The sequence below is a fragment of the Nonomuraea sp. CA-143628 genome, from assembly GCF_050942315.1.
Taxonomy (GTDB): Bacteria; Actinomycetota; Actinomycetes; order Streptosporangiales; family Streptosporangiaceae; genus Nonomuraea.
Map to the genome: position 1 here is coordinate 8,494,635 of NZ_CP192072.1, position 26,190 is coordinate 8,520,824.

Sequence of the window (26,190 nt, forward strand, 5' to 3'; positions counted from 1 at the left end):
TCGGCCGCTGTTCACGGCCCGCCGGACCACCCTGCTTCACGGTGTGGGACCGCCGCCGCTCAGCGCCAGACGGTCCCACCGGACAAAGATCGACTTGCCCCACCGTACGGGGATAAACGTCCGGTACGGCGGGACCGGCCGCGCAGCCCTTACGCTCGCCAGCGGCCGATCAGCGGAATCGGCCGCGCGAGCCGTCACGAGCATCGGCGGCCGATTCGCCAGGCTCGGCCACGCGGCCCCTCACACTCATCGTCACGAGCGTCGGCGGGCGGTCAGTGGCCAGCGTCCTCCCAGGTGCGACCGACGCCCACGGAGACCTCCAGCGGGACCCGCAGGTGGTAGGCGGCGTTCATCTGGTCGCACACGAGGGCGCGGAGCCGGTCGAGCTCGCCGGGAGCCACCTCGAACACCAGCTCGTCGTGGACCTGCAGCAGCATCCGGGAGCCCAGCCCTTCCTCCCGCATCGCCTGGGAGACGTTGAGCATGGCGACCTTGATGATGTCGGCCGCCGAGCCCTGGATGGGCGCGTTGAGCGCCATGCGCTCGGCCATCTCGCGGCGCTGCCGGTTGTCGCTGGTCAGGTCGGGCAGGTAGCGGCGGCGGCCCATGATGGTCTCGGTGTAGCCGTCGGTGCGCGCCTGCTGGACGATGGCCTGCAGGAAGTCGCGGACGCCGCCGAACTCCTGGAAGTATTCCTCCTTGAGCGCCCGCGCCTCGGCCACCGGGATGTTGAGCTGCCCGGACAGCCCGAAGTCGGACAGGCCGTAGGCGAGGCCGTAGTTCATCGCCTTGATGCGCGCCCGCAGCTCGCCGTCGATCTGCTCGGGCGGCAGGTCGAACACCCGGGCCGCGGTCGCCTGGTGGAAGTCGTGGCCCGACTCGAAGGAGGCGATCAGCGCCTCGTCGCCCGACAGGTGGGCCATGATGCGCAGCTCGATCTGGCTGTAGTCGGCCGTGAGCAGCGTCTCGTAGCCCGCGCCGACCACGAAGCCCTGCCGGATGCGGCGGCCCTCGGAGGTGCGGATCGGGATGTTCTGGAGATTGGGCTTTTCGGATGACAGGCGGCCCGTGGCCGCGATGATCTGGTTGAACGTGGTGTGGATGCGCCCGTCGTCGGAGACCTCCTTGATCAGGCCCTCGACGGTGGTGCGCAGCTTGGTCTGGTCGCGGTGGCGCAGCATGATGACCGGCAGCTCGTGCTCGGTCTGCGTGGCGAGCCAGGCGAGCTGGTCGGCGTCGGTGCTGTAGCCGGTCTTGATCTTCTTCGTCTTGGGCAGGTTGAGCTTGGTGAAAAGGATCTCCTGCAGCTGCTTGGGCGAGCCCAGGTTGAACTGCTCGCCGACGGCCGCGTGCGCCTCCTCGACCGCGTGCTTGACCGCGGCGCCGAACTCGGCCTCCAGAGCGGCGAAGTATTCGCTGTCGACGGCGATGCCCGCGCGCTCGATCTCCGCCAGCACGCTCAGCAGCGGCAGCTCCACGTCGGTCAGCAGCTGGGTGCCGCCGCGGCCGGTCAGGAAGGTCTCCAGCGCCTCGGCCAGCTCACGCACGGCATGGGCGCGCAGCGCCAGGTCCTTGGCGGGGGCGTCCTCGTCGTCGCCGAACAGCGCGGCCTGCCCGCTGGACTCCTCCTCGGCGCGCAGGTCGCGGTTGAGGTAGCGCCGGGCCAGGTCTTCGAGGGCGAAGGTGCGCTGGCCGGGCATCGCCAGATAGGCGGCCAGGGCCGTGTCGCAGGTCAGGCCCTTGAGGCTCATGCCCTGCGCCCAGAGCGCGAGGATCGGCCCCTTGGCGTCGTGGACGGCCTTGGGCCGGTCGGTGTCGGCCAGCCACGCCCGCAGCGCGGCCTCGTCGGATTCGGTGAGCTTGACCGGGTCGATGAAGGCGGCCGTGCCGTCGGGCGAGGCGATCGCGAGGGCGTCGATGCGCCCGGTGCCACTGCCGTAGGCGCCCTTGAAGGCCAGGCCCGCCCGCCCGGCGGGCAGCGCGGACAGCCAGCCCGCGACCCGGTCGGGGCCGAGGATGATGGTCTCCACCTCGAAGCCCTGGTCGGGCTCCTGCTCGCCGGTGCCGAGCACCTTGAAGACACGCTCGCGCAGCTCGCCGCGGATCTGCAGCGTGTCGAAGAGCTTGTTGACCTCTTCGCGCTCCCAGTTGCCCTGCTTGAGCTCGCCCAGGTCGACCTCCATCGGGACGTCGCGCAGCAGCTCGGTGAGCCGGCGGTTCATCAGCACCTGGGCGACGTGCTCGCGCAGCTTCTCGCCGACCTTGCCCTTGACCTCGTCGACCCGGTCGATCAGCGCGGTCAGCGAGCCGAACTCGCGCACCCACTTGGCGGCGGTCTTCTCGCCGACGCTCGGGATGCTGAGCAGGTTGTCGCTGGGGTCGCCGCGCAGCGCCGCGAAGTCGGGGTATTGGACCGGGGTCAGGCCGTATTTCTCCTCGACGGCCTCGGGGGTGAACCTGGTCATGTCGCTGATGCCACGGCGCGTCATCAGGACCGTGACGTGCTCGTCGACCAGCTGGAGCGCGTCGCGGTCGCCGGTGACGATCAGCACGTCCATGCCCTCGGCGCGGGCCCGGGTGGCGAGCGTGGCGATGAGGTCGTCGGCCTCGAACCCGGCCTTGGACAGGTGCGGGACACGCAGCGTGTCGAGGAGCTCGTAGATGAGCTGCATCTGGCCCCGGAAGTCTTCGGGGGTCTCGCTCCTGTTGGCCTTGTATTCGGAGTACTCCTCGTGCCGGAACGTCGGCTCCGACCGGTCGAACGCGACGGCCACGTGCGACGGCTGCTCGTCGCGCAGGATGTTGGTCAGCATCGAGGTGAACCCGTAGACCGCCTCGGTGTGCTGACCGTCGGTGGTCATGAGGTTGGCGTCCTTGAGCGCGTAGAACGCGCGATAGGCCAGGGAATGCCCGTCGAGCAGCAACAGGCACGGGCGGCTGGGGGTCACTTCACTCTTCGGCACACAAGCAGCCTAGTCTCCATCTCCGACAGAAAACCTGAGCTCGGAAGACTGGAGGACTCCCCTTGACGCGGATCGACCCGGTGGATTTCCAGACGTTGAACGCCGTCCATGAGGGCACGCTCCCCGACCGGATGGGCATCGAGTTCGTCGAGGCCAGCGCGGAGCGGGTCGTGGGCCGGATGCCGGTCGCGGGCAACACCCAGCCGTACGGCCTGCTGCACGGCGGCGCGTCCGTCGTGCTCGCCGAGACGCTGGGCTCGACCGGCGCGGCCATCCACGCGGGCGCGGACCGCATCGCCGTCGGCATCGAGATCAACGCCACCCACCACCGCTCGGCCATCTCCGGCTTCGTCACCGGCGTGGCGACTCGGCTGCACGGCGGCCGCTCGCTGGCCACGTACGAGATCGAGATCACCGACGAGGAGGGGCGGCGCGTGTGCACGTCCCGGCTGACCTGCATGCTGCGCGATCGCTGACCCGCGTGCCATGCGCGTGACCCGCGTGCCGTGCGATCGCCGACGTACGTGCGGCACGATCGCTCACCATCGCCGACGTACATGCGGCGTGATCGGTCACTCGCAGGCCGCGTGATCACTGAACGCCACGCGACTTTCCGACTCTCTTTGCACACGAGCCCCGTGGGTCGCTACGGTTGTCCAAGCGGAGCCCGCGGGGAGGCCGAGTAGATAACGTGTGAGGCCGGGGAAGCCCTACATGGTCCCAAAGGTCCTCTTCCGCGGGCTCGTTCACGTTCTGCAGCGATGGTTATGCATTAGCGCCCCTGAAGCGCCAGGCGTCTAGCGGCATTTAGCCCCTGACCTGGCGTCTTGGTTCCTCACGCGAGCGACACGCACGTGTCACTAATTGGTGACGAACGATACTGAACCGGGCGCGACCAGAATAAGCTCCCGCCACAGCATCCAGTTTTGTTGTGCCTGCGATGCCCACGTGTCGAGATGGAGGGGCACAACCCCGCCTTGACCTATTTGAGGGAGCACCATTGCGCAGAGCCGTGATCGCGTTCACGGCCTTCCTGGGTGGACTCATCTTCCTGCTCGCGGTCCCCGCCCAGGCGGCGGCCCCCGATCAGGGTTTGAAGGGAACACTCAAACTCCAAGGCCAACCAGTGAACGGCGTGAAAATCGTCGTGACCACCGAAGGCGGACAACCCGTCAAGGAGGTCACAAGCAACGCCCAGGGCGCGTGGGAAGTCCCGGTCGACAAACCGGGCAAGTACAAGGTCACGCTGGATGTCAAGACGCTTCCTGCCAACGCGGTGGTCCGGGGCGGCAACGCCGTCCGCACCCCGACCGTCTTTTCCGGCAACATGTCCACCGTCTTGTTCGCCCTGCAGCCCAAGGGCGCCGCGGGCCAACCGGCCCCGGACGAGGGCGCCGAGACCAGCCCCTTCCTGGACCAGGCGGCACAGCTCACCTTCGAGGGCCTGAACCTCGGTCTGATCATCGCGCTGGCCGCGCTCGGTCTCTCGCTGATCTACGGCACCACGGGGCTGACCAACTTCGCCCACGGTGAGCTCGTCACGATGGGCGCGCTGCTCGCCTACATGTTCAACGTGGGCTTCGGCCTGCATCTGATCCCCGCGGCCGTGATCGCGGTGATCGCGGGAGGCGCGCTCGGCTACCTTCAGGACCGCTTCTTCTGGGGGCAGCTGCGCAGGCGCGGCACCGGCACCATCGCCATGATGATCATCTCGATCGGTGTGGCGCTCTTCCTGCGCTATGTCTTCCTGATCCTGTTCGGCGGGCAGAACGAATCGTTCGCCCAGTACACCGCCCAGCCGGGCATCGAGATCGGCCCGATCTCCGCGGCTCCGAAGAACTTCGTCGCGATGGGCATCGAGCTGGTGGTCCTCATCATCGTCGGCATGGCCCTGCTGCGCACCCGCACCGGCAAGGCGGCCCGCGCGGTCGCCGACAACCCGGCGCTGGCCGCCTCCTCGGGCATCAACGTCGACCGGGTCATCCGCATCATCTGGACCACGGGCGGCGCCATCGCCGCGCTGGCCGGCATCATGCTCGGCTTGTCGCAAAACCTGAAATACACGATGGGCCAGGACATCCTGCTGCTCATCTTCGCCGGTGTGACGCTCGGCGGGCTCGGCACCGCGTTCGGCGCCCTGGTGGGCTCGCTCGTGGTCGGCCTGTTCATCCAGGTCTCCACGCTGTGGGTGCCGCCGGAGCTCAAGAGCGTCGGCGCGCTGGCCGTACTCATCATCGTGCTCCTCTTCCGGCCACAGGGCATCCTGGGCCGCCGAGAGCGGATCGGCTGACGGGGGGAGTCACATGGACTGGATCACGATCATCAGCACCACCGTCAAGTCCGCCATCGGCGTCGAGACGGTGCTCTACGCGCTCGCCGCGATCGGCATCAACATCCACTTCGGCTACACGGGCCTGCTCAACTTCGGGCAGGCGGCGTTCATGGGCGTGGCCGGCTACGGCCTGGCCGTCACGGTCACCGTCCTGGGCCTGCCCTTCTGGATCGGCATCGCGGTCGGCCTCATCGCCGCGGTGCTCCTGGCGCTGCTCCTGGGCGCGCCGACGCTGCGCCTGCGGGCCGACTATCTGGCCATCGTCACCATCGCGGCGGCCGAGATCGTCAGGCTCGTCTTCCGTTCGGTGGCGTTCAAGAGCGTGTTCGGCGGCTCCGACGGGCAGCGTGGCTTCTCCGACGGCTTCTACGCGCTCAACCCCTTCCCCGAGGGCGAGTACGGCATCGGCTGGTTCACCTTCAACCACCGGATCCTGTGGATCATGCTCGTCGGCTGGGTGCTGGTCGCCCTGTCCTGCGGCATCGTCTACCTGCTCATGCGCAGCCCGTGGGGCCGCGTGCTCAAGGCCATCCGCGAGGACGAGGACGCCGTACGCAGCCTCGGCAAGAACGTCTTCTCCTACAAGATGCAGTCGCTCATCCTCGGCGGCGTCATCGGCAGCCTGGGCGGCTTCGTGTACGGCCTGGCCTACGCCTCGGTGCAGCCCGACGTCTTCGGCACCGAGACCACCTTCTTCGCCTACACGATCGTGATCCTCGGTGGCGCGGCCCGCGTGCTCGGCCCCGTCGTCGGATCCATGATCTTCTGGGTGCTGCTGGTCCTGGTCAACGGTGTGCTCAGTGAGGCGGTTCAGGCGGGGTACATCCCCTTCATGACCTCGATCCAGGTCGGCCCGGTGCGCTACATCCTGGTTGGTCTCGGGTTGATCCTGTTGCTCATCTTCCGGCCACAGGGCATCTTCGGTGACAAGAGGGAGATAGCTTTCGATGTCCGCTGAAACAACCGCCCCAAGCACGATCTCCGAGCGCAAGGCCGCGGCCCTGGCCGCCTTCAAGGACCTGGCTCGCGATCCCGGCGTGCCCAAGCCCGACCCGATCCTCGTGGTCGACGGCGTCGTGCGCCGCTTCGGCGGTCTGACCGCCGTCGAGGTGGACCACGTCGAGATCCAGCGCGGCTCCATCACCGCCCTGATCGGCCCCAACGGCGCCGGCAAGACGACGTTCTTCAACCAGCTCACCGGCTTCGACACCGCTGACGCAGGCAAGTGGACGTTCAACGGCAACAACATGAGCGGAGTTCCCGCCCACCGGGTCGCCCGCGCCGGCATGGTCCGTACCTTCCAGCTCACCAAGGCCCTGTCCAGGCTGACGGTGATGGAGAACATGCGGCTCGGCGCCCAGCAGCAGCGCGGCGAGAACTTCTGGCGGGCGCTGGTGCCCGGCTCCTGGCGGGCCCAGGAGGAGGCGATCACCGAGCAGGCCGAGGATCTGCTGACCAGGTTCAAGCTCGACGCCAAGCGCGAGGACTTCGCCGGATCGCTGTCCGGCGGCCAGCGCAAGCTGCTGGAGATGGCCCGCGCGCTCATGGTCAAGCCCGAGCTGGTCATGCTCGACGAGCCGATGGCCGGCGTCAACCCGGCGCTGACCCAGTCACTGCTCGGCCACGTCAAGGACCTGCGCGATCAGGGCATGACCGTGCTGTTCGTCGAACACGACATGGACATGGTCCGCGACATCAGCGACTGGGTGATCGTCATGGCCCAGGGCGCCATCATCGCCGAGGGACCACCGGACACGATCATGTCCGACTCCCGCGTCATCGACGCCTACCTGGGCGCCCACCACGACGCGCCGCTGTCGGACAGCGAGCTCGAAGAGCAGCTGCACCAGGCGGAGGCGGCGCTGGAGGCCGAGATCGAAGAGGAGACGCAGAAGTGAACGCCGTCCCCGAGTCAGCGCCCGAGTCGAAGGCGGCGATCACCGACCGCGGCGCCCACCTGGCGGGCGCCGCGAACGCCGTGCTGCGGTGCGACGAGCTCATCGCCGGCTACCTGCCGGGCGTCAACATCCTCAACGGCTCCGACCTGTACGTCGGCGAGGGTGAGCTGATCGGCATCATCGGCCCCAACGGCGCCGGCAAGTCGACGCTGCTCAAGGCCATGTTCGGGCTGGTCAACATCCGCAGCGGCACGGTGGTGCTGAAGGGTGAGGACATCACGAACATGAAGGCGCACTCGCTGGTCGCCCGAGGGGTCGGCTACGTCCCGCAGACCAACAACGTCTTCCCGAGCCTCACCATCGAGGAGAACCTCGAGATGGGCGCCTTCCAGGTGCCCGGCAAGTTCAAGGAGCGCTTCGAGTTCGTCGCCGAGCTGTTCCCGGCGCTCAAGGAGCGGCGCAAGCAGCGGGCCGGCTCGCTGTCGGGCGGCGAGCGGCAGATGGTGGCGATGGCCAGGGCGCTCATGACCGAGCCGTCGGTGCTGCTGCTGGACGAGCCGTCGGCGGGCCTGTCGCCCATGCTGCAGGACCTGGTGTTCATCCAGGCCCAGCAGATCAACAAGGCGGGCGTGACGGTCATCATGGTCGAGCAGAACGCCCGGCGCTGCCTGCAGATCTGCCACCGCGGCTACGTGCTGGACCAGGGCCGCAACGCCTACACCGGCACCGGTCGTCAGCTGGCCAACGACCCCAAGGTGATCGAGCTCTACCTCGGCACCCTGGCGAAGGCCTAGAAGATCTCAAAACGGCGAAGGGGCTCCCCAGGGGCCCCTTCGCCGTTTTTAATGAGCGCTGTGAGACGAATTGCGACAATCGCGCTCCTGCTGCCCATCCTCGTCGCCTGTCAGAACGGCGCCGCCTCGGCCGGGAAGTACAGCACTGGCGGCGACCCCACCGACGACCCCTGTGCGCGCGTGGTCTCCGCGATCGGCTACGTCGGCCTCATGCTGAAGCCGAAGGGCCAGGAGAACACCCAGAACTTCGAGGACGCGCTGCTCGGCCGCCTCGCTGAGGCGCGCGGCATCACCCTGCAGTTCGGCCCGCGCCTGCCCGAGTCGCTGGGTACGGCCGTGCGAACGGTCGAGTCCACGACGGCGGGCCTGTCCAGGGCCGACGTTCCGCGTGAGCGGCAGGTGGCGCTGCTCGCCCAGTACCGGATCGCCGCCGACGAGATCGTGGCGGGCTGCGGCCAATAGGCGCCAATGGTCCGCGAACAGCCGGAAGGCCCGATCCAGCGGACCGGGCCTTCCAGGGTGTGCGGCGTACGGACTAGCCGGCGATGTTGCCGGTGCGGTACTCGAGCGCCTTGGTCGGGTACTTGTTGTCGGCACCGTACTCGTAGATGCCGATCGTGGCGACCGCCGGGTCACCGGCCTCGTTGAACTCGACCGGACCGCTCACGCCGTCGTAGTCGATGTCCTTGCCGGCCTTGAGCAGGTCGACGCACGACTTGAAGTTGTTGCACTTCTCGCCGCCCTTGCTGACCTCGGCCAGCTTGGCACCGATGTCGACACCCGCGTCGCTCTTGGCGGCCTCGGCGGCCAGCGCGATCAGGTTCATGGCGTCGTAGGACTCAGGCGCGTAGCTGAAGTCCTCCAGCTTGGGGTTGACAGCCATGAGCTTGGCCTTGAAGTCCTCCGGAGCGGCGGCACCGGGGATCGTGCCCTTGACGCCCTTGAGGGTGTTCTTGGGCATCTTGACGTAGTTGGTGTTGGAGGTGTTGCCGTCGACCATGTACCACTTGTGCTTGCTGGCCGGCAGACCCTGCTTGACCAGCTCCTGGATGACCTTGGCGGTCTCCTCGAAGCCGATCAGCACGATGGCCTTGGGAGCCTTCGCCTTGATCTTCGCGACGTCGGCGGAGAAGTCGGCGGCCTTCGGGTCGTAGTCCACGCGCTCGACGACCTCGGCGCCACCGTCGGTGACGGTCTTGGCCACCTGGTCGGCCAGGCCGGTGCCGTAGGAGTCCTGCATGGCCAGGATGCCGACCGTGTCGCTGCCGTCGGCGATGATCAGGTCGCCCAGCACGCGGCCCTGCAGCTTGTCCGGCGGAGCCGTACGGAAGTAGAGGCCGTTGTCCTTGATCGTGGTGAACTTGTCAGAGGTGTTGGCGGGCGAGAAGTGAACCACGCCGGCACCCGTGATCTTGTCGACCACCGACTCCGACACCGAGGAGGACGCGGCGCCGATGATGGCGTCGGCCTTCTGCGCGAGCAGCTTGTCCACCGACTGCGAAGCGATGTTCGTGGTGGTGTCACCGGAGTCGGTGTCATATTTTTGCACCGGCTTGCCAAGCACGCCACCGGCTTCGTTGATCTCCTTGAGCGCGGCGTCCACACCGGCGAACTCGGGCGGGCCGAGGAAGGCAAGCGAACCGGTCTGCGGCAGCAGGGTGCCGACAGTCAAGGTCCCGTCGCCCTTGGCAGCCGGGGCAGCCGCACTGGATGGCGCGGCCGAGGACGAGGCCGGCGCAGCGGTGTTACCGCCACCACCGCAGGCTGTCAGGGCCAGGCTCGTGGCAGCCACGACAGCCAGCGCCCGTCCCGCGGGAGCAATGCGGATCATGAAGTGTCTCCTTCATCTCCAGGCCGGGTGAGGTCAGCACCGCCGACGTTCCCGAATCGAATGACGGAAAGCTATAGAACGTAAGGCCAGTTCAACAGATGGAAGAGAGAACTGTCGGTACTTGGATGCGGAGTCGTAATCACTCCTCAACTTACGGGAGCCTGAGGATCACGCCTAATGTTCGACTGGTGAAGCGCACAGCGGCCTTCCTCGCCATGGCGATCCCGCCCATTGCTCTTCTGGCGAGCTGTGGCGCCCCTGAGACGCCCGCGGCGCCCCCTGCCGACCCTCCCAAAGGGGTGTCGGTCTCGCTGGCCCAGTGGCGCTCTGACGAGCCCGTACACGCCCTCGAAGTGGCCGTCACGAATGCGACGGACACGCCGGTCTATTTCTCTGACGTTCAGCTTGTCACACCGTCGTTCAAGACACTGCCTCCCGAACGCGCCGACGCGCTCCTGAAGCGGACGCCTCGCACAGACCTGCGCATTCCGTACGGCGCGGCCAACTGCTCGCCCAAGGGCCTGCCGTCGCTGCAGCCGGCCACGGTCGTGGCCCACCTGCGCACCGGGTCCGAGCCGCTGCGCAGGGTGGTCTTCAAGGTGCCGCACCCGGACCCGCTGCTGACCCGGCTGCTGCGTGACGAGTGCTCCGCATTCCTGATCAAGGAGGCGGCCGACATCGAGTTCGGCGACGACTGGACGCAGGTCGGCAAGGTGATGCGCGGCAGTCTCGTCCTGACCCGCCGCAGCGCGGGCGTGGTGGCCGTACAGGACGTGGGCGGCACCACTCACTACATCGCCACCCCCGTCAAGAAGAGCAGGCCGCTGGCGACCCTGGACGCCGGGGCGCAGCGGGCGCAACTCGGCCTCGAGCTCACCCCCGGCCGCTGCGACCCGCACGCGTTCGCCGAGGGCAAGAAGGCGTTCCTGTTCCCCGTGCGGGCCACCATCGACGGCGGCGAGGAACGCGTGGTCATCGTCGTGCCGCCCAAACCGCTCCAGGAGCGGCTGACCGCCTACGCGCTCAAGACGTGCGGGCTGGGCGGCTGAGCCTCAGCCCGCGATCTTGCCGGTGCGATATTCCAGCGCCTTCGTGGCGTCGTACTCGTTGTTCTCGCCGTATTGGTAGACGCCGATCGTCGCGACCGACGGGTCACCGGCGGCGTTGAACTCGACCGGGCCGCTCACGCCGTCGTAGTCGATGTCCTTGCCGGTCTTGAGCAGTTCGTCGCAGGACTTGAAGGTCTTGCACTTCTCGCCGCCCTCGCTCACCTCGGGCAGCTTGGCGGCGATCGACCGGCCGCTGTCGTCCTTGGCCGCCTCGGCGGCCAGCGCGATGAGGATCGTGGCGTCGTACGACTCCGCGGCGTAGGTGTAACTGGTCAGCTTGGGGTTGACCGCCAGCAGCTTCTTCCGGAAATCGGTGGGCGCCGCGGCGCCGGGGATGGTGCCCTTGACGCCCGCCAACGTGCCCTTGGGCATCTTCAGGTAGTTGCTGTTGGACATGTTTCCGTCGACCATGTACCACTTGACCTTGTCGGCCGTCAGGCCCTGCTTGACGAGCTCCGCCACCACCTTGGCGGTCTCCTCGAAGCCGATGAGCACGACCGCCTTCGGGTTCGCCGCCTTGATCTTGGCCACGTCGGCGGAGAAGTCGGCGGCCTTCGGGTCGTAGTCCACCCGCTGCACCACCGAGGCCCCGGCGTCCTGCGCGGTCTTCGTGACCTGGTCGGCCAGGCCCGAGCCGTAGGAGTCCTGCATGGCCAGGATGCCGATCGTGTCGTTGCCGTCGGCCACGATCAGATCGCCCAGCACCCGGCCCTGAAGCTTGTCCGGCGGCGCCGTACGGAAGTACAGGCCGTTGTCCTTGATCGTGGTGAACTTGTCAGAGGTGTTGGCCGGCGAGAACTGGACCACCCCGGCGCCCGTGATCTTGTCGATCACCGACTCCGACACCGAGCTCGACGCGGCGCCGATGATGGCGTCCGCCTTCTGCGCGAGCAGTTTGTCCACCGACTGCGAGGCGATGTTCGTCGTCGTGTCGCCCGAGTCCGTATCGATCTTGGCAACCGGCTTGCCGAGCACCCCGCCCGCGTCGTTGATCTCCTTCACGGCCGCGTCGACCCCCGCGAACTCGGGCGGCCCGAGGAAGGCCAGCGACCCCGTCTGCGGCAGCAGGGTGCCGATCGTCAGCGTGCCGTCGCCCTTGGCCTCGGCGGCGGCCGAGGTCGGAGCGGCCGACGTCGCGCCCTTGACTCCCGTGTCACCGCCGCCACCACCGCCACAGGCCGTCAATGCCAGGCTCGAGACCGCCGCGGCCGCCAGCAGGCGTTTGCGCATCATGTGACTCCCCCTCTGTGTCAGCGAAGGGAACGATCTACCTCGCCGCGTTTCCCAAGCTCAGCATGCACGTCTAGGGAGGAGGCGTGGAGTTCTGACAGCCTTTTTATACCCATTTGTAATGTCTCAGTCAGTGGCGACGGTCCGTGATCCTCAAATCGAGGCCGTCCACTGCGGAGAGCGTTCGTCTTGTCCCTGTCAGTCGCCGCCGGTGTCGTCGTCGCTGGGGCGTTCGCAACGTCTCCGTCAGCACGGACGGCCCCGATCCTCGGATCGGGGCCGTCGCTGCGGAGGGCTTCAGCCGGAGATGTCGCCCTTGCGATATTCGAGCGCCTTGGCGGCGTTGTACTTGTTGTCGGCGCCGTACTGGTAGACCCCGATCGTCGCGACCGACGGATCGCCCGCGTCGTTGAAGTCGACCGGCCCGCTCACGCCGTCGTAGTCGATGTCCTTGCCCGCCTTGAGCAGCTCGTCGCAGGACTTGAAGTCCTTGCACTTCTCGCCGCCCTTGCTGACGTCCACGAGCTTGGCCGCGATCGCCGCGCCCGCGTCGTCCTTGGCCGCCTCGGCGGCCAGCGCGATGAGGTTCGCCGCGTCGTACGACTCCGCGGCGTAGGTGTAGTTGGTCAGCTTCGGGTTGACGCCCAGGAGCCGCTTCTGGAACGCCTCGGGTGCCGCCGCTCCGGGGATGGTGCCCTTGACGCCCTTCAGCGTGCCCCTGGGCATTTTCAGGAAGTTGGTGTTCGACATGTTGCCGTCGACCATGTACCACTTGTACTTGTCCGTCGTCAGGCCCTGCTTGACGAGCTCCGCCACGACCTTGGCCGTCTCGTCGAAGCCGATGAGCACGATGCCTTTCGGGTTCGCCGCCTTGATCTTCGCCACATCGGCGGAGAACTCGGGCGCCTTGGGGTCGTAGTCCACCCGCTCGACCACCTTGGCGCCGCCCGCCTCGGCGGTCTGCGTGACCTGGTCGGCCAGGCCGGTGCCATAGGAGTCCTGCATGGCCAGGATGCCGACGGTGTCGTTGCCGTCGGACACCACCAGGTCACCCAGGACCCGCCCCTGAAGTTTGTCCGGCGGGGCCGTACGGAAGTAGAGGCCGTCGTCCTTGATCGTGGTGAACTTGTCGGAGGTGTTGGCCGGTGAGAACTCCACGACGCCCGCCCGCGTGATCTTGTCGATGATCGACTCTGACACCGACGAGGACGCGGCGCCGATGATGGCGTCGGCCTTCTGCGCGAGCAGTTTGTCCACCGACTGCGAGGCGATGTTCGTGGTGGTGTCCCCCGAGTCGGTATGGATCTTGGCGACCGGCTTGCCGAGCACCCCGCCGGCGTCGTTGATCTCCTTGATGGCCAGGTCGACGCCGGCGTACTCGGGCGGGCCGAGATAGGCCAGCGACCCCGTCTGCGGCAGCACCGAGCCGATGGTCAGGGTGCCGTCGCCCTTGGCCGCGCTGCCAGTCGCCGTCGCCTGAGCGGTGGCCGTATTCGCCGAGGTCGGCGCGGTGGTGGTGCCCCCGGTGGAACAGGCCGCCAGTGCCATGGCCGCCGCGGTGGCGACGGCCATGGCCCGGGAAATTCGGATCATCGAAGCGTCTCCGTCCAGGTGAGCGGATCTTCTGTCCGCCCATCAGCATGCGACCGGGACGCCTCAGGCGAAGGAAACCGAGGCCGGTTGGATGCCCACTCGTAATCGCGCCACAACCCGAGGGGACAAATCCAGTGATATATGGCCTCTCAGGCACGCTCCGCCGTGTCGTCTATAACGATCTGGGCAACCTCGCGCATGCTCAGCCGGCGATCCATCGACGCCTTCTGGATCCACCGGAACGCCTGCGGCTCGCTCCAGCCATGCGCGGACATCAGCTGACCCTTCGCCCGCTCCACCAGCTTCCTGGTCTCCAGCCTGTCGGACAGGCTCGACACCTCGGCGGCCAGCGCCACCATCTCCTCGTGCCTGCTGACCGCCATCTCGATCGCGGGCACCAGATCGGCCTTGGTGAACGGCTTGACCAGATAGGCCATGGCCCCCGCGTCCCTGGCCCGCTCGACCAGGTCACGCTGGGAGAAGGCGGTCAGGATGAGGCACGGAGCGATCCGCTCCGCCACGATCCGCTCGGCCGCCGAGATGCCGTCGAGGACGGGCATCTTGACGTCGAGAATCACCAGGTCCGGCCTCAGCTCGGTGGCCAGCTGGATCGCCCGCTCACCGTCACCGGCCTCGCCCGCGACGATGTAGCCGTCTTCCTCGAGCATCTCCTTGAGATCGAGGCGGATCAGGGCCTCGTCTTCCGCGATCACCACTCGCCGCTGCGTACTCACGAGCAAGAGAGTACCGATGTCCGCTAGATTAGAGCGACGCCGGTGGTGGGTGGCTGCGAATTTCGGCTACCCTTTCGCCGTGCGATAAGGACGGATCCAGATATTTTTGGATCCTTGCCTCGGTATCCCAATTGGCAGAGGAAGCGGATTCAAAACCCGCACAGTGTGGGTTCGAGTCCCACCCGGGGCACTTCGATCAGTCGCCCGGCCACTTCGGCCGGGCGCTGTTCCTTGTCTGGGCGCTGTTTCGGGACGGGCGCTGTCTCCGGGACAGGCGTGTTTTGGGACGGACCCTGGGGTGTCATATTTGAGCCCTCAGGACCGCGAGGACGTTACCGTCAGGGCTGGATCGGCCAGGGAGAGCTGAGCGACGAGCCGTTCCCCATGCCGGAGCCGTCCGCCGTGATGACCCTCGACGGGGCGCGGTGCTGACCTCGGCCGACATTTCAGATGTGCGGCCACCAACCCCGACGAGCCGCTTCAGCTAGCGGACCAGCTCGATGAGCCGCTTCAGCTGGCCGACCAGCTCGGTGAGCGGCCGAGTAGTGCCACCACCCGGTCCAGAGCCGGGGCGTCGTCCGCCGCCGGCACCCCCGCCACGAACGCCTTGCCCTCCCCGCGCGTCTCCGGTGTGTCGGGCACCTTGGCGGCCACCGGCAGCGCGGCCTCGGCCAGATCCTCGTCCACGTTCGCGGGGACGCCCAGCGCCTTGGCGAAGTCCCAGCCGTGGACCACGCAGTCGACGAAGTGGAACCCGATCGCCATCCGCGCGGGGAAGGGACCTCCGTCGCGGATCTCCGGCAGATAGAACCCCCGATCAAGTACGCCGTCCGCGGCGAAGGCCTCCATCACCGCCCGCGCCGACGCCGCGTACTCCTCCACCGGGTCATCCCCCACCGGACTCGGCTCCCAGCTCTCCAGACCGGACCGCGCACCGGAGGCGGCGAAGGCGAAGCCGTGATTCTGCACGATCTGATGCGCGAGCAGGTCGCGCACCGCCCAGCCGGCGCACGGGGTCGGCCGGTCCAGGTCGCCCGGCTTGATGGTCGCCACCAGGTCGACGGTCGCCTGCACAGACCGGCGGTTGAGCTCAATGATGTCTACCAAGGCACTGTCCCGTCATCGTCGAAGAATCCGCCCGTCGGCCCGTCGGGGCCCAGGGTGGCCAATCTGACGATAACGGCCGCTCCGTCGGCCGCTGTGCGGGTGATGGGCAACCCGAGGTCCTTGGTGAAGTCCGTGGCACAGGCTCCGGGCGCTGCCGCGTTGACCAGGATGCCGTCCTCACGCAGCTCCTTGGCGTACTGGATCGTCAGCGCGTTGAGCGCCGTCTTGGACGGCGGATACCCCGCCGACGCCGGAAGTCCGGACATGTAGTGATCCGGGGTCGTGTGGTGGCTCAGGGAGCCGACGCCGCTGGAGACGTTCACGATGCGGGCGGCGGGCGCGCGTCTGAGCAGGGGCAAGAACGCGTTCGTCACCATGAGCACGCCGACGACGTTCGTCTCGAACACCTGGCGCACCAGCTCGGGCGGGGTGGTGCTGGGTGCCTCGCCCGCGTGGTGGCCGGAGATGCCGGCGTTGTTCACGAGTACGTCCAGACGGCCGTAGCGGTCTGACAGGTGGGCGGCGGCCGCCTGAATGGTGGCTGCGTCGGTGACGTCGAGGACGATCGGGTGGATGTCGACGCCGACAGCCTTGTCCGTACCGCCGGAACCGGACCTGTCCGCTCCGCTGGAACCGGACCTGTACGTACCCCCGGCCCTGTCTGTGGCGGTCGCGCGTAGCCTGGCGGCCGCCGCCTCACCTCGGCGTGCGTCGCGGGCGGCGAGCAGCACCGTCATGCCCCTCGCGGCCAACTGCGCGACGACCTCGAAACCTATGCCCTTGTTCGCCCCGGTCACCAGGGCGATCGTCGATGCGGTCATTCCCCGAGCACACCACCGTTGATCGTGGACGGGCCAACACCGGCTGGGTCAGGATCGATACCCTAGGGGTATGGAGACGCGTGAGCTCGCCTACTTCGCCGCCGTCGCCGAGGAGCTGCACTTCGGCCGGGCGGCCGCGCGGCTGGGGATCGCGCAGCCGCCACTGTCGAGGGCGATCCAGAAGCTCGAACGGCGGCTCGGGGTGACCCTCTTCGACCGCTCGGGCCGCCGGGTGGCGCTCACCCCGGCGGGCGAGGTGCTGGCCAGGGAGGCCGCCAAGGCCCTGGACGCGGTGGCGGCGGCCGAACACCGCACCCGCAGGGCGGGGCGGACCGAGCCACGGCTCGTGGTGGCGCTGAAGCCGGGCGGCGACGGCGCGCTGCTCCCGGACATCCTGGCCGCCTACCAGTCGTGCCCGGACGCTCTGCCGGTGGAGGTGGTGCTGTGCGGGGTGGCGGAGCGGGCCGGGCTGTTGCGCGACGGTACGGCGGACGTGGCGTTCCTGCACCACCCTTGGGAGGACATGACGGGGTTCGACACGGAGCCGCTCCTGGTGGAGGGCGGTGTGGCCGTCGTACCTGCCCGGCACCCGCTGGCCGGACGGCCGTTCGTCCACCTCGCCGACCTGGACGCCGACCCGACCCCGCGCTGGCCCGATCCCCGCGCTCCCGATCCCGGCGCCTCCGGGCGGCATGCCCCCGGACCGCAGGTCCCCGGTCCACACGTCCCCGGGCCACACGCCTCCGGACCCCAGGTCCACGGGCCGCAGCTCTCCGGGCTGCAGGTCGCGTCCAAGTCGCTGGGCGGGTCCGAGCCGCATGTCGCGGCCGGGCTGCGGGCGGGCGATGCCGCTCAGATCATGCAGTTGGTCGCCCTCGGCAGGCTGATCGCCGTCGTCCCCGAATCGGCCAAGGAGCAGGTACGGCGTGACCTGGTCTGCGTCCCGGTCGTCGACGCCGCCCCCACCACGGTCGTCCTGGCCTGGCCCGAGCAGACCCGCTCCCCCGCCCTGGCCGCCTTCGTCCGCACCGCCGCGGACATCGCGAACGTCGCGACGACGGGTGTCACGGCCGGAGACGTGGCACGCTGGCCCTCGGTCGAGTCGGGTGACCGGGCTGAGCAGGTGATCGACCATGGGCTCGCGTGACCCGTGGAATGCCGTCCGGTGGACCGGCGAGGTGATGACACGGACGACTCCGGGCTCTGGGGTCGGACCGGATGACGATAGTTTGTGCCAGTGACAGCTATCGATCCCACCGTGACCGGCGCGTACGCCATCGGGCTCGCGACCATCGCCGCCGACGGCACCGTACTTGACACCTGGTTCCCCGCTCCCCAGCTGGGCGACCCGCCCGTTACGGGCACCGAGCGGCTCTCCGCCGAGGAGGCCGGCGAGCTGGCCTCGCTGGTGGGTCCCGACCCGGCCAGGGGCGTCGAGGTGGTGGCCGTGCGCACCGGCATCGCCAAGCTCTCCGAGCCGCCGGCGGACACCCACGACGCCTACCTCAGGCTGCACCTGCTCTCCAGCCGCCTGGTCCAGCCGCACGGGCTGAGTCTGGACAACCTGTTCTCCTTGCTGGCGAACGTCGTGTGGACCAACTTCGGGCCGTGTCCGGTGGAGGGGTTCGAGCAGACCCGGCTGAGGTTGCGGGCTCGGGGGGCGGTGTCGGTGTATGGGGTGGACAAGTTCCCGCGGATGGTCGACTACGTGCTGCCGGCCGGTGTCCGGATCGCCGACGCCGACCGAGTACGCCTCGGCGCGCACCTGGCCACCGGCACCACGGTGATGCACGAGGGCTTCGTGAACTTCAACGCGGGCACGCTGGGCGCCTCGATGGTCGAGGGCCGCATCTCGGCGGGCGTGATCGTCGGCGACGGCTCCGACGTGGGCGGCGGCTCCTCGATCATGGGTACGCTCTCGGGCGGCGGCAAGGAGGTCATCTCCATCGGCGAACGCTGCCTGCTGGGCGCGAACGCGGGCATCGGCATCTCGCTGGGCGACGACTGCGTGGTGGAGGCGGGCCTCTATGTGACGGCCGGCACCAAGGTCGCCCTCCCGGACGGCCGCGTCGTCAAGGCCAAGTCACTGTCCGGCACGAACGGCCTCCTGTTCCGCCGCAACTCCCAAACCGGCGCCGTGGAGGCCGCCCCGCGCGCGGGCGGCCCTGTCGAGCTCAACGCCTCGCTGCACGCCAACTGACCCTCCGAGATCCACAAACCCAAGATCCGTTACGGCCGGCCCGGTGGGCGCCACCCGCCACACGGGGCCGGCGCCCGTCCAGGGACACGCTCCTGGGGTGGAGCCGGCTGAGCGCCGTGACGTGCGCACGGTGGACCGTGGCTTCCGTGTGGCCGAACCGAGGCCGCGGTCCTGTCCCCCACGCGGCCAGGAGATCCCGTCCTGGCCCTCCGGCAGGCATGCCTGGGCGCCATAGCGAAGACGCCCACGAACCTGGCCGCCGAGGTCTCCACAGCTGATGGGTTGCGGGTCCCGGCGCGCGATTGAATCAGGCTGCGGCGAGTTTCTGCAGCAGGGTGCCGGAGGCTGTGACATCCGCGCATCCGACCGCACGGCCAAAGGGAATCTCCGCAACGCCGCCACCTGCTCTACCACCTCGCGCAGCAAACACGGAATCCTGTCATCGACGGAAACGAGCGATGACAGAATGTAAGCATGCCACCACCCCGAGCGAGATATTTCAATACCACCGGCCCCTGCGATCAGCGGCTCCACTACATGCTGCCGCCCACGCCACGGCTCCCCGAGGCACGGGCGCTCATCGAGATGGACCGCTACTTCGTGCTGCACGCGCCCCGGCAGACCGGCAAGACGACCATGCTGGACACCCTGGCATCCGAGCTCACCGCCGAAGGCGACACCGCCGCCCTGACGTTCTCCTGCGAAGAGACCAAGGGAGCCGGTGACGATATCGCCACCGCGGAGGCGATTTTGCTGGATTCCCTCCGCGAGGCTGTTGAGCAGTCGGGATGGCCGGACGAATTGCTGCCGTCGGCCCCCTGGCCGCAGGCGCCGCCGGGCAGGCGGTTCCGGGCGGCGCTGCGTGAGTGGTGCCGCCGCTGCCCGCGCCGGGTGGTGTTGTTCCTCGACGAGATGGACGCCTTGCAGGGCAACAGCCTGGTCAGCATCCTCAGCCAGCTCCGCGCCGGTCACAACGTGCGACCGAAAGGCCATCCGTTCCCCGCGTCCGTGGTGCTGTGCGGGCTGCGCGACCTACGCGACTCCAAGGCCGCCTCGGGCGGCGAATCCGGCCGGTCCAACACGGCCAGCCCGTTCAACATCGTCGCCGAGTCGCTGCGCCTGGGCGACTTCACCACCGACGAGATCGCCGAGCTGTACGACCAGCACACCCAGGCGACCGGCCAGGAGTTCACCAAGGACGCCGTCGACCGGGTCTTCGAGCTGACCCAGGGACAACCGTGGCTGGTCAACGCCCTTGCCAACGAGGTCATCATGGAGATGGAGGTGACCGGCACCATCACCACCGCCCAGGTCGACGAGGCCAAGGAGCGGCTGATCCGAGCACGTGCCACCCACCTGGACTCCCTGGCAGCCCGGCTGCACGAGCCCCGGGTCAAGCGGGTGATGGAGCCCGTGCTGGCCGGGACCTTCCCCGACATCGACCACACCTTCTCCGACGACCTGTCCTACGCCACCGATCTGGGCCTGATCAAGCAGAAACCCCCGCTGGAGGTGGCGAACCCGATCTACCGGGAGGTCATCCTGCGGGTCCTGGGCGACCCCTCGGCACAGTACGTGACGGCCGACCCTCGCAGCTTCGTGCTGCCGGACGGCCGTTTCGATCTGCCGCGCCTGCTGGAGGAGTTCGTCGTGTTCTGGCGCGAGCACGGCGAGGTCCTCATCCAGCGAGAGGGCTACCACGAGGCCGCCTGCCAGATCATCCTCATGGCCTTCCTCCACCGCCTCGTCAACGGCGGAGGCCAACTCGACCGCGAGTACGCCGCGGGCACCAAACGCCTGGACGTCCTGGTCCGCTGGCCCTACACCGGCCCCGAAGGCGAACGACTGACGCAACGCGAGGCCATGGAGCTCAAGGTCTGGCGAACCGGCGAAAACGACCCGAAGCCCGACGGCCTCACGCAACTCGACCGCTACCTGGACCGCCTCACCCTGACCACCGGCGTACTGGTGATCTTCGACCGACGCCCCGAAGCCCCACCCTGGAAGGAACGCGGCGGCTTCGACCAGGCCACCACCCCGTCCGGCCGCCAGATCACCGTCCTGCGAGTATGACGGGCGCTTACGCGGTGAGCCATCGCGATCCTGCGGGACCTCATGACCGAGTGACCGGCGATCCCCTGCTCGGTGCCCCGCGTGGCCGGACTCAGGCCAGGAGCGGGGCGAGGTGGTTGGTGCGTGTTCCCTCGGCGGAGCTCAGGTAACCGCGCAGCCGCCCCGCGATGCTGCCCAGTTCGCCGGACAGCGCGTACGCCGGGCCGTACAGAGCGGGTGGCCGGATCGCGGCGACCTGTGCGTTGAGGTTGGTGACCAGGCCGGCGCCGGTGCCGCCGTTGGGCACGATGCGGATCGTGTAGTCCAGGATGCTGTTGGCCTCTCCGCCGGTGATATGGGCGCCGGGCAGAACGCCGATGCCGGTGTCCCAGTCCATCGAGTTGCGTACGTTCTCGAACACGGCCGAGGTGGCGTACTTCGTGCCCGGGTTCTTGGAGAAGACCACGGCCACGTTGGGGGTGGTCCGGTGCGCGCCCTCCTTGAAGACCATGGCGTAGCCGCTGGTGCCGCCGGTCGGGGTCCATGGGTAGTAGGGGATGTTCTCGCCTGCCCGGTACCACTCGCTCGGGTCGCCGTTGGCGTCGAGGCTCATGGCCAGCGCGGTGAAGGTGTCGGCGGAGCGCAGGAACGGCAGCCAGTTCTCCAGGTAGAACTCCACGTGGGCGACCGTCGTACCGGCGTTGACGACCTTGGGCAGCCGGATGACGCGGCGGATCTCCAGTGCTCCGCTGGACAGCCTGGTGTAGCGGGTGAGCTGCGGAACGGCGTCCGATCCCGCGAAGTCGGCGATGAGTTCGGCGTACCACTGCCGGTCGGCGATGGTCCACACGTCGGTGGTGGTGGAGTTGGTCCGCTCGACGCGTACCGTGCGCTGGTAGGCGCCGGGGCGGGTGCCCGCCTGGTTGACGTTCCAGCGCCGGTCGAGGACGTTGGTCGCGGCTTCGACGTTCAGGCCCCACAGGACGGCCTGCATGACCCGGTCGGTCTCCTCGCCCTCGTAGGTGGGTGAGAGCAGCGCCCGGTAGCCGGTGGGGCAGTGCCGCATCTGCGGGACGCAGCCGCCGCCACCGAGCCGGAAGTCGAACTGCTCCCCGCCGTTCCAGTAGTTGCGCTGCCACACGTCGGTGCCGTCCTTGAACAGCTTCCACGTCCAGCCCTTGGCCTTGGCCGCCGCCGAAGACGTCGCCGCGGTGGCGGGCGTCGCCGCCGCCGCGATCAGGGGCAACGCCGCGGCGCTCGCCAGAATGGCACGTCGGCTCGGGTTGGTACTCCGCTTGTCGCTCATGTCGGGTGATCTCCTTTGTTGGGGGGATTTCAGGAGGTGTAGGGCTCCAGCCCGGCCGGTACGGCGGTGCGCTCCCATTCGGCCTCGTATCCGATGCCGGGCGCGGTGCCCGCATGCACGAGCCCGCTGGCGTCGACCGCCTCTTCCCTGGTCACGGGGTTGGCGGGGACGAACGACTCGTAGTAGGTGGTGTTGGAGATGGCCATGCACAGGTGGGTGTGCACGATGCCGCCGCCGTGGACCTCGGCGCGCATCCGGTAGGCGTCGGCCAGGTGGGCGATCCGCATCGCCCCGGTTATGCCGCCGCGCAGGCCCGCGCTGGTGCGCACCGCGGTGGCGGAGCCGTTGGCGATGAAGTCGGCGGTGTTCATGTGGGCGCCGTCGCTGGTCTCGGCGACGATCAGCGGTACGTCCACCTTCTCGGCCAGGCGCTGGTAGGCGGTCGCGCTGAACTCGCGCATCGGCTCCTCGTACCAGAGGTAGCCGGCCTCGGACAGGACCCTGCCCAGCTTGATCGAGTCGAGCAGGTCGAACCCGGCGGACCCGTCGTACATCAGCGGCACCGAGTCGCCGACGTGCTCGCGCAGGGCGGCGCACAGGGCGATATCGCGCTCGACGTTCCCCCAGGCGTGCAACTTGATGGCCGGATAGCCCAGCTCCAGGCACTGGTCGGCGACGTCCAGGTACTCGCTGATGGTGGCGAAGGTCGCGGTGGAGGCGTACGCGGGGATGGCGGAGCGGTATCCGCCGAGCAGCCGGTGCACCGGCAGTCCGGCCGCCTTGCCCCCGATGTCCCACAGCGCCACGTCCACCAGGCCGTGGATGTAGAGCGGCATCTCCTCGATGCGGTCCAGCTCCCAGACGCGGTGCCACAGCCACTCCCGCCGCAGGGGGTCGGCGCCCAGCAGTTCGGAACGCAGCCGCCGGTCGACGATGTCGGCCAGGATGACGCCGCGCTGGCTGTAGGCGTAGCCCGTGTGCCCGTCGTCGGTCGACAGCACGAGCCACCCACCCGTGTGCGCGGGCTCGGACCCCGGCAGGCCGTCGCGCCAGCGGAAGGTGGGTGTGACGGCGGGCTGCGCGCACAGGACGACGTCGACAGCGGTGATCTTCAAGTTCACTCCGTTGCGGTTTCAGTTCTTGACGGCGCCGTCGAGCAGCCCGCGCACCAGGTGGCGCTGGGCGAACAGGAAGACGAGCGCCACGGGCACCACGGTCAGCACACCCGTGATCGCCGCTTCTGGCCGGTGGATGGGCAGATCGCTGCCGCCCAGCGCGGGGTTGAGCGCCGGTGAGCCGGAGATGAGCACGCCGAGCCCGACCGGGAGGTTGAAGGTCTCGTCGTCGCCGAGCATCACGAACGGCAGGAAGTAGTTGTTCCAGTTGCCGATGAAGGCGAAGAAGGTCAGCAGCGCGATCAGCGGCTTGCCCAGCGGCAGGGCGACCCTGGCGAACAGGGCGGCCTCCGAGCAGCCGTCGATCCTGGCGGCCTCCAGCACCTCGCGCGGCAGCATGGTGGAGAAGTAGATGAAGGCGAGGTAGACCCCGAACGGGTAGAGGCCGGCGGGCAGGATCACCGACCAGGCGGTGCCGGTGAGCTGGACCGCGTTCACCTCGAGGAAGAGTGGGAGCACCAGCGCGGCGGGTGGGACGATCATCGCCAGTAGCGTGGCGATGAGGATGACCCGCCGGCCGGCGATCCGCGTCGCCGCCAGCGCGTACCCGGCCAGCAGGGACGTGGTCACCGACAGCAGCACAGCACCGCCGGTGTAGACCGCCGAGTTGACGATCCACTGATAGATGACGCCGTCGTTGAAGGTGGTCAGGTTCCGCCAGGCGGTCAGGTAGCCGTCGGGCGAGCCGAAGGACAGCGGATGCCCACCGGTGATCTGGGCGTCGGACTTGGTCGGCGCCAGCACCAGCCACACCAGCGGCAGCGCGCAGGCCAGGGCCACCAGGCCGAGCACGACGGACACGGACGTCCGCCACACCCACGCCCCGCCGAGCCGCCCGGTCATCGGCCGATCTCCGTGCCGCCCGGTCATCGGTCGACCTCCGTCTCGAAGAATTTGGCCTTGAACACCAGGAAGCAGGCGGCCACGGTGCAGACGGCCAGCAGCATCAGGCACAGCGCGGCGGCCGCGGCGAAGTCGCCGTTGTCGAAGGCGAACAGCAGGCCGAGCTGGTTCAGCGACCAGGACTTGGAGCCGGTGAAGGCCACCCCGTACAGCAGTTGCGGCTCGATGAAGATCTGCAGCCCGGCGGTGAAGGCCAGGATGACCATGTAGACCACGTACTTGGAGATGAGCGGCAGCTTGATCCGCAGAGCCGTCTGCCACCAGGTGCAGCCGTCCATCTTGGCGGCCTCCAGCACCTCGCGCGGCACTCCCTGCAGGGCGCCGTACATGATGACCACCCACTGACCGAAGCCGGTGGCGAAGGCCATCAACGCGAAGATCACCACCAGGTACGACGGTCTCAGCACGTCGTTGCCGGTCCGCATGCCCAGGCCGTGCAGCAGCGGGGCGAAAGGGCTGAGCGCGGGCTGGAGCATGACGTACCAGAGCAGCACGCTGGCCGAGCCGGTGACCGCACCCGGCAGCATGTAAACCAGGCGCAGCGCCGTACCGTACAGGGGACGCTGGTCCTGGACGAACAGCGCCAGCAGCAGCACGCCGATCACCATGACCGGCAGGTACAGCGCCATGAACAGCGACACGTTGCCCACCGCGGGCAGGAAGCGGAAGTCGGCGACCGCGCTACCGTAGGCCCGCGGGTCGCTCAGGGACTCGTAGAGGGCGTACATCACGGGGCCGATCCCGAAGACCGCGAGCAGCACCAGGTACGGAGTCACGCACAGCCAGCCGAAGACCCTACCCGACGTCATAGCCCTGGGCTTTGGCCAGGTTCACCAGTTCGGTCTGCAGCGCGTCCAGGCTTGCCGCGACAGTGCCGCCGGAGCGGATCGCCGGGACCACCGTCTGGGTGAACGCCCCCTCGACGTCGTAGCGGGTGGGCTGCTGCACCGGGTTGACCTTGGCCGCCTGCTCCCGCATGACCGGGAACGGGTCTGCGGCGTAGAACGGGTCAGTGGCCAGCCGCTTGGCCCACGCGTCGGCCGAAGGGCCGAAGGCCGGGTAGGTCGGCGCGCTCTTCTGGTAGCCGGGGTCGGTGGTCATCCACTGGATGATCTCGGCGGCCCCCTTCATGTTCTTGGAGTGGCGCGAGACCAGGTAGACGCCGCCACCCGCGCTGCCGGACCAGTTGGTCGTCTCGCCGTCCCAGGACGGGTACGGCGCCGCGGCGATCTGCCCGTTGGGGGTGGCGAACAGGTCCTTGGGCTTGAACAGGTAGTCGCCGAGCCAGGAGGCTCCGGGCAGCATGAGGACTTTGCCCTCCTTGCCGAGCTTGGCCATCTCCGGATCGAAGAGCCCCGCCTTGGTGACCGAGCCGTTCTTGATCAGCGGGTCGAGCACGTCCGCGACCCGGGTGCACTTGGGGTCCTTCAGGACGATGTGTACCTTGTCCGGCCCGGTCACCTGCTGGATCGGGCAGCCGCTGGACCAGAAGTAGTCGTAATAGGTGAAGAAGCTGCCCGCGCTGCCGATGACGTAGTCGGGGTGCTCCTTGGCCACCCGCTCGCCCAACGCCCGGTAGTCGCTCCAGGTCTTGGGGAGCTGGTAGCCGAAGCGCTCCATGAGCGGCTTGTTGTACCACAGCACGGTCTGGGCCAGGTCGTTACGCAGGCAGTACAGCTTGCCCCCCACCTCGCAGGGCGCGTTGGCCGTGCCGAAGTCCTTCCGGATCTGCTGCGGCACCAGCGAGTCGAGGGGCTGCGCGTAGTCGAGCTTCCCGGCGAACTGGGAGACCGTGTTGGGCTGTCCGGCGAAGACGACGTCCGGCCAGCCCTTGCCGGTGCGGTTGAACAGCTGGATCTTCGTCAGCAGGCTCTGCCCGTCGTAGGTCTCGACCTTCATCTTCAGGTTCGGATGCGTCTTCTTGAACTGCTCGAACCCGGCCAGCCGGGTGGGGTCACTCCACACCAGCAATGTCGCGTCACGATCCTCGGTGATGGCGCCGCTGACGGACGCAGGCGTGTTGGAGGAGCATGCGGCGAGCAGGGCGCCCGCGAGGCACGCCGTTAAGGGGATGCGGAGTCTGATCACTACTGCCTCGGCAAAATCGTGTACGATGTTTGAAGTCAGATGTTGCATGCATGT

The 26,190-nt window shown here is 68.4% G+C and carries 22 protein-coding genes and 1 tRNA gene; 11 read left to right on the forward strand and 12 right to left on the reverse strand.

Features of this window, described 5'->3' with window-relative positions; translation table 11 throughout:
* Positions 1-272: 272 nt before the first annotated feature.
* A complete protein-coding gene (gene polA / locus ACQP2T_RS38670) occupies positions 273-2,963 on the reverse strand; it encodes a DNA polymerase I (RefSeq protein ID WP_433509835.1) in 2,691 nt (896 codons plus the stop codon).
* A 131-nt stretch (positions 2,964-3,094) separates the two neighbouring features.
* Here polA and ACQP2T_RS38675 point away from each other — a divergent pair, with 131 nt between their 5' ends.
* The 6 genes from ACQP2T_RS38675 (at position 3,095) to ACQP2T_RS38700 (ending at position 8,449) form a co-directional block, all read left to right on the forward strand.
* On the forward strand, positions 3,095-3,439 hold the full coding sequence (locus ACQP2T_RS38675; protein ID WP_433519886.1) for a PaaI family thioesterase: 345 nt from the start codon (positions 3,095-3,097) through the stop codon (positions 3,437-3,439).
* A gap of 524 nt (positions 3,440-3,963) precedes the next feature.
* Entirely contained in the window at positions 3,964-5,253 is a 1,290-nt protein-coding gene (locus ACQP2T_RS38680) for a branched-chain amino acid ABC transporter permease (RefSeq protein ID WP_433509836.1), read from the forward strand.
* A gap of 13 nt (positions 5,254-5,266) precedes the next feature.
* On the forward strand, positions 5,267-6,253 hold the full coding sequence (locus ACQP2T_RS38685; protein WP_357945587.1) for a branched-chain amino acid ABC transporter permease: 987 nt from the start codon (positions 5,267-5,269) through the stop codon (positions 6,251-6,253).
* Complete coding sequence (locus ACQP2T_RS38690; RefSeq protein ID WP_433509837.1) at positions 6,243-7,193, forward strand: ABC transporter ATP-binding protein; 951 nt, start codon at positions 6,243-6,245, stop codon at positions 7,191-7,193. The genes ACQP2T_RS38685 and ACQP2T_RS38690 overlap by 11 nt, the downstream gene beginning before the upstream one ends.
* A complete protein-coding gene (locus ACQP2T_RS38695; protein WP_433509838.1) occupies positions 7,190-7,987 on the forward strand; it encodes an ABC transporter ATP-binding protein in 798 nt (265 codons plus the stop codon). Before ACQP2T_RS38690 ends, ACQP2T_RS38695 begins: the two co-directional genes overlap by 4 nt.
* A gap of 60 nt (positions 7,988-8,047) precedes the next feature.
* On the forward strand, positions 8,048-8,449 hold the full coding sequence (locus ACQP2T_RS38700) for a hypothetical protein (RefSeq protein WP_357945579.1): 402 nt from the start codon (positions 8,048-8,050) through the stop codon (positions 8,447-8,449).
* A 73-nt stretch (positions 8,450-8,522) separates the two neighbouring features.
* Here ACQP2T_RS38700 and ACQP2T_RS38705 read toward each other — a convergent pair whose 3' ends face one another.
* Positions 8,523-9,818 carry an ABC transporter substrate-binding protein gene (locus ACQP2T_RS38705; RefSeq protein ID WP_433509839.1) on the reverse strand — a complete coding sequence of 432 codons (1,296 nt, stop codon included), beginning with the start codon at positions 9,816-9,818 and terminating at the stop codon, positions 8,523-8,525.
* 188 nt (positions 9,819-10,006) lie between these two features.
* On the opposite strand from ACQP2T_RS38705, the gene ACQP2T_RS38710 reads away from it, so the two are divergent.
* Positions 10,007-10,867, forward strand: a complete 861-nt coding sequence (locus ACQP2T_RS38710) for a hypothetical protein (protein ID WP_433509840.1) — start codon at positions 10,007-10,009, stop codon at positions 10,865-10,867.
* A gap of 3 nt (positions 10,868-10,870) precedes the next feature.
* Here the strand turns inward: ACQP2T_RS38710 and ACQP2T_RS38715 are convergent, their stop codons facing one another.
* The 3 genes from ACQP2T_RS38715 to ACQP2T_RS38725 form a co-directional block, all read right to left on the reverse strand.
* Positions 10,871-12,160, reverse strand: coding sequence for an ABC transporter substrate-binding protein (locus tag ACQP2T_RS38715; protein WP_433509841.1), 1,290 nt, complete (start codon positions 12,158-12,160; stop codon positions 10,871-10,873).
* 294 nt (positions 12,161-12,454) lie between these two features.
* Positions 12,455-13,750, reverse strand: a complete 1,296-nt coding sequence (locus ACQP2T_RS38720) for an ABC transporter substrate-binding protein (protein WP_433509842.1) — start codon at positions 13,748-13,750, stop codon at positions 12,455-12,457.
* A gap of 149 nt (positions 13,751-13,899) precedes the next feature.
* Complete coding sequence (locus tag ACQP2T_RS38725) at positions 13,900-14,466, reverse strand: ANTAR domain-containing response regulator (RefSeq protein WP_433519887.1); 567 nt, start codon at positions 14,464-14,466, stop codon at positions 13,900-13,902.
* Positions 14,467-14,600: 134 nt separating this feature from the next.
* On the opposite strand from ACQP2T_RS38725, the gene ACQP2T_RS38730 reads away from it, so the two are divergent.
* A tRNA-Leu gene (locus tag ACQP2T_RS38730) sits at positions 14,601-14,674 on the forward strand.
* 320 nt (positions 14,675-14,994) lie between these two features.
* Here ACQP2T_RS38730 and ACQP2T_RS38735 read toward each other — a convergent pair.
* Both ACQP2T_RS38735 and ACQP2T_RS38740 read right to left on the reverse strand, forming a co-directional pair.
* The gene (locus ACQP2T_RS38735) at positions 14,995-15,591 is read right to left on the reverse strand and encodes a TIGR03086 family metal-binding protein (protein ID WP_433509843.1); all 597 of its coding nucleotides are present in this window, start codon (positions 15,589-15,591) and stop codon (positions 14,995-14,997) included.
* Positions 15,585-16,412: an SDR family NAD(P)-dependent oxidoreductase gene (locus ACQP2T_RS38740; protein WP_433509844.1), complete on the reverse strand. Its 828-nt coding sequence runs from the start codon at positions 16,410-16,412 to the stop codon at positions 15,585-15,587. Before ACQP2T_RS38740 ends, ACQP2T_RS38735 begins: the two co-directional genes overlap by 7 nt.
* 70 nt (positions 16,413-16,482) lie before the next feature.
* On the opposite strand from ACQP2T_RS38740, the gene ACQP2T_RS38745 reads away from it, so the two are divergent.
* From ACQP2T_RS38745 to ACQP2T_RS38755, 3 genes are all read left to right on the forward strand, one after another.
* Positions 16,483-17,559 (forward strand): LysR family transcriptional regulator, encoded by a 1,077-nt coding sequence (locus ACQP2T_RS38745; RefSeq protein ID WP_433509845.1) that lies wholly within the window; start codon positions 16,483-16,485, stop codon positions 17,557-17,559.
* A gap of 90 nt (positions 17,560-17,649) precedes the next feature.
* On the forward strand, positions 17,650-18,612 hold the full coding sequence (gene dapD, locus ACQP2T_RS38750) for a 2,3,4,5-tetrahydropyridine-2,6-dicarboxylate N-succinyltransferase (RefSeq protein ID WP_357945556.1): 963 nt from the start codon (positions 17,650-17,652) through the stop codon (positions 18,610-18,612).
* A 474-nt stretch (positions 18,613-19,086) separates the two neighbouring features.
* The gene (locus tag ACQP2T_RS38755; RefSeq protein ID WP_433509846.1) at positions 19,087-20,685 is read left to right on the forward strand and encodes an AAA family ATPase; all 1,599 of its coding nucleotides are present in this window, start codon (positions 19,087-19,089) and stop codon (positions 20,683-20,685) included.
* Positions 20,686-20,776: 91 nt separating this feature from the next.
* Here ACQP2T_RS38755 and ACQP2T_RS38760 read toward each other — a convergent pair whose 3' ends face one another.
* From ACQP2T_RS38760 to ACQP2T_RS38780, 5 genes are read right to left on the reverse strand one after another with little or no spacing between them, the layout of a single operon-like run.
* Positions 20,777-21,970, reverse strand: a complete 1,194-nt coding sequence (locus ACQP2T_RS38760) for a hypothetical protein (RefSeq protein WP_433509847.1) — start codon at positions 21,968-21,970, stop codon at positions 20,777-20,779.
* Positions 21,971-21,999: 29 nt separating this feature from the next.
* The gene (locus ACQP2T_RS38765; protein ID WP_433509848.1) at positions 22,000-23,085 is read right to left on the reverse strand and encodes an enolase C-terminal domain-like protein; all 1,086 of its coding nucleotides are present in this window, start codon (positions 23,083-23,085) and stop codon (positions 22,000-22,002) included.
* An 18-nt stretch (positions 23,086-23,103) separates the two neighbouring features.
* Complete coding sequence (locus ACQP2T_RS38770; protein ID WP_433509849.1) at positions 23,104-24,015, reverse strand: carbohydrate ABC transporter permease; 912 nt, start codon at positions 24,013-24,015, stop codon at positions 23,104-23,106.
* Entirely contained in the window at positions 24,012-24,857 is an 846-nt protein-coding gene (locus tag ACQP2T_RS38775; RefSeq protein ID WP_433509850.1) for a carbohydrate ABC transporter permease, read from the reverse strand. The genes ACQP2T_RS38770 and ACQP2T_RS38775 overlap by 4 nt, the downstream gene beginning before the upstream one ends.
* On the reverse strand, positions 24,844-26,136 hold the full coding sequence (locus ACQP2T_RS38780) for an ABC transporter substrate-binding protein (protein WP_433509851.1): 1,293 nt from the start codon (positions 26,134-26,136) through the stop codon (positions 24,844-24,846). The genes ACQP2T_RS38775 and ACQP2T_RS38780 overlap by 14 nt, the downstream gene beginning before the upstream one ends.
* Positions 26,137-26,190: the final 54 nt, after the last annotated feature.

What these genes read in the sequence shown, in the direction of transcription:
- ACQP2T_RS38675 (WP_433519886.1), top strand. Translation starts at nt 3,095, where the DNA reads ATGGGCATCGAGTTCGTCGAGGCCAGCGCGGAGCGGGTCGTGGGCCGG.
- ACQP2T_RS38685 (WP_357945587.1), top strand. Translation starts at nt 5,267, where the DNA reads ATGGACTGGATCACGATCATCAGCACCACCGTCAAGTCCGCCATCGGC.
- ACQP2T_RS38690 (WP_433509837.1), top strand. Translation starts at nt 6,243, where the DNA reads ATGTCCGCTGAAACAACCGCCCCAAGCACGATCTCCGAGCGCAAGGCC.
- ACQP2T_RS38705 (WP_433509839.1), bottom strand. Translation starts at nt 9,818, where the DNA reads ATGATCCGCATTGCTCCCGCGGGACGGGCGCTGGCTGTCGTGGCTGCC.
- ACQP2T_RS38715 (WP_433509841.1), bottom strand. Translation starts at nt 12,160, where the DNA reads ATGATGCGCAAACGCCTGCTGGCGGCCGCGGCGGTCTCGAGCCTGGCA.
- ACQP2T_RS38720 (WP_433509842.1), bottom strand. Translation starts at nt 13,750, where the DNA reads ATGATCCGAATTTCCCGGGCCATGGCCGTCGCCACCGCGGCGGCCATG.
- ACQP2T_RS38740 (WP_433509844.1), bottom strand. Translation starts at nt 16,412, where the DNA reads ATGACCGCATCGACGATCGCCCTGGTGACCGGGGCGAACAAGGGCATA.
- ACQP2T_RS38745 (WP_433509845.1), top strand. Translation starts at nt 16,483, where the DNA reads ATGGAGACGCGTGAGCTCGCCTACTTCGCCGCCGTCGCCGAGGAGCTG.
- ACQP2T_RS38755 (WP_433509846.1), top strand. Translation starts at nt 19,087, where the DNA reads ATGCCACCACCCCGAGCGAGATATTTCAATACCACCGGCCCCTGCGAT.
- ACQP2T_RS38760 (WP_433509847.1), bottom strand. Translation starts at nt 21,970, where the DNA reads ATGAGCGACAAGCGGAGTACCAACCCGAGCCGACGTGCCATTCTGGCG.
- ACQP2T_RS38770 (WP_433509849.1), bottom strand. Translation starts at nt 24,015, where the DNA reads ATGACCGGGCGGCACGGAGATCGGCCGATGACCGGGCGGCTCGGCGGG.
- ACQP2T_RS38775 (WP_433509850.1), bottom strand. Translation starts at nt 24,857, where the DNA reads ATGACGTCGGGTAGGGTCTTCGGCTGGCTGTGCGTGACTCCGTACCTG.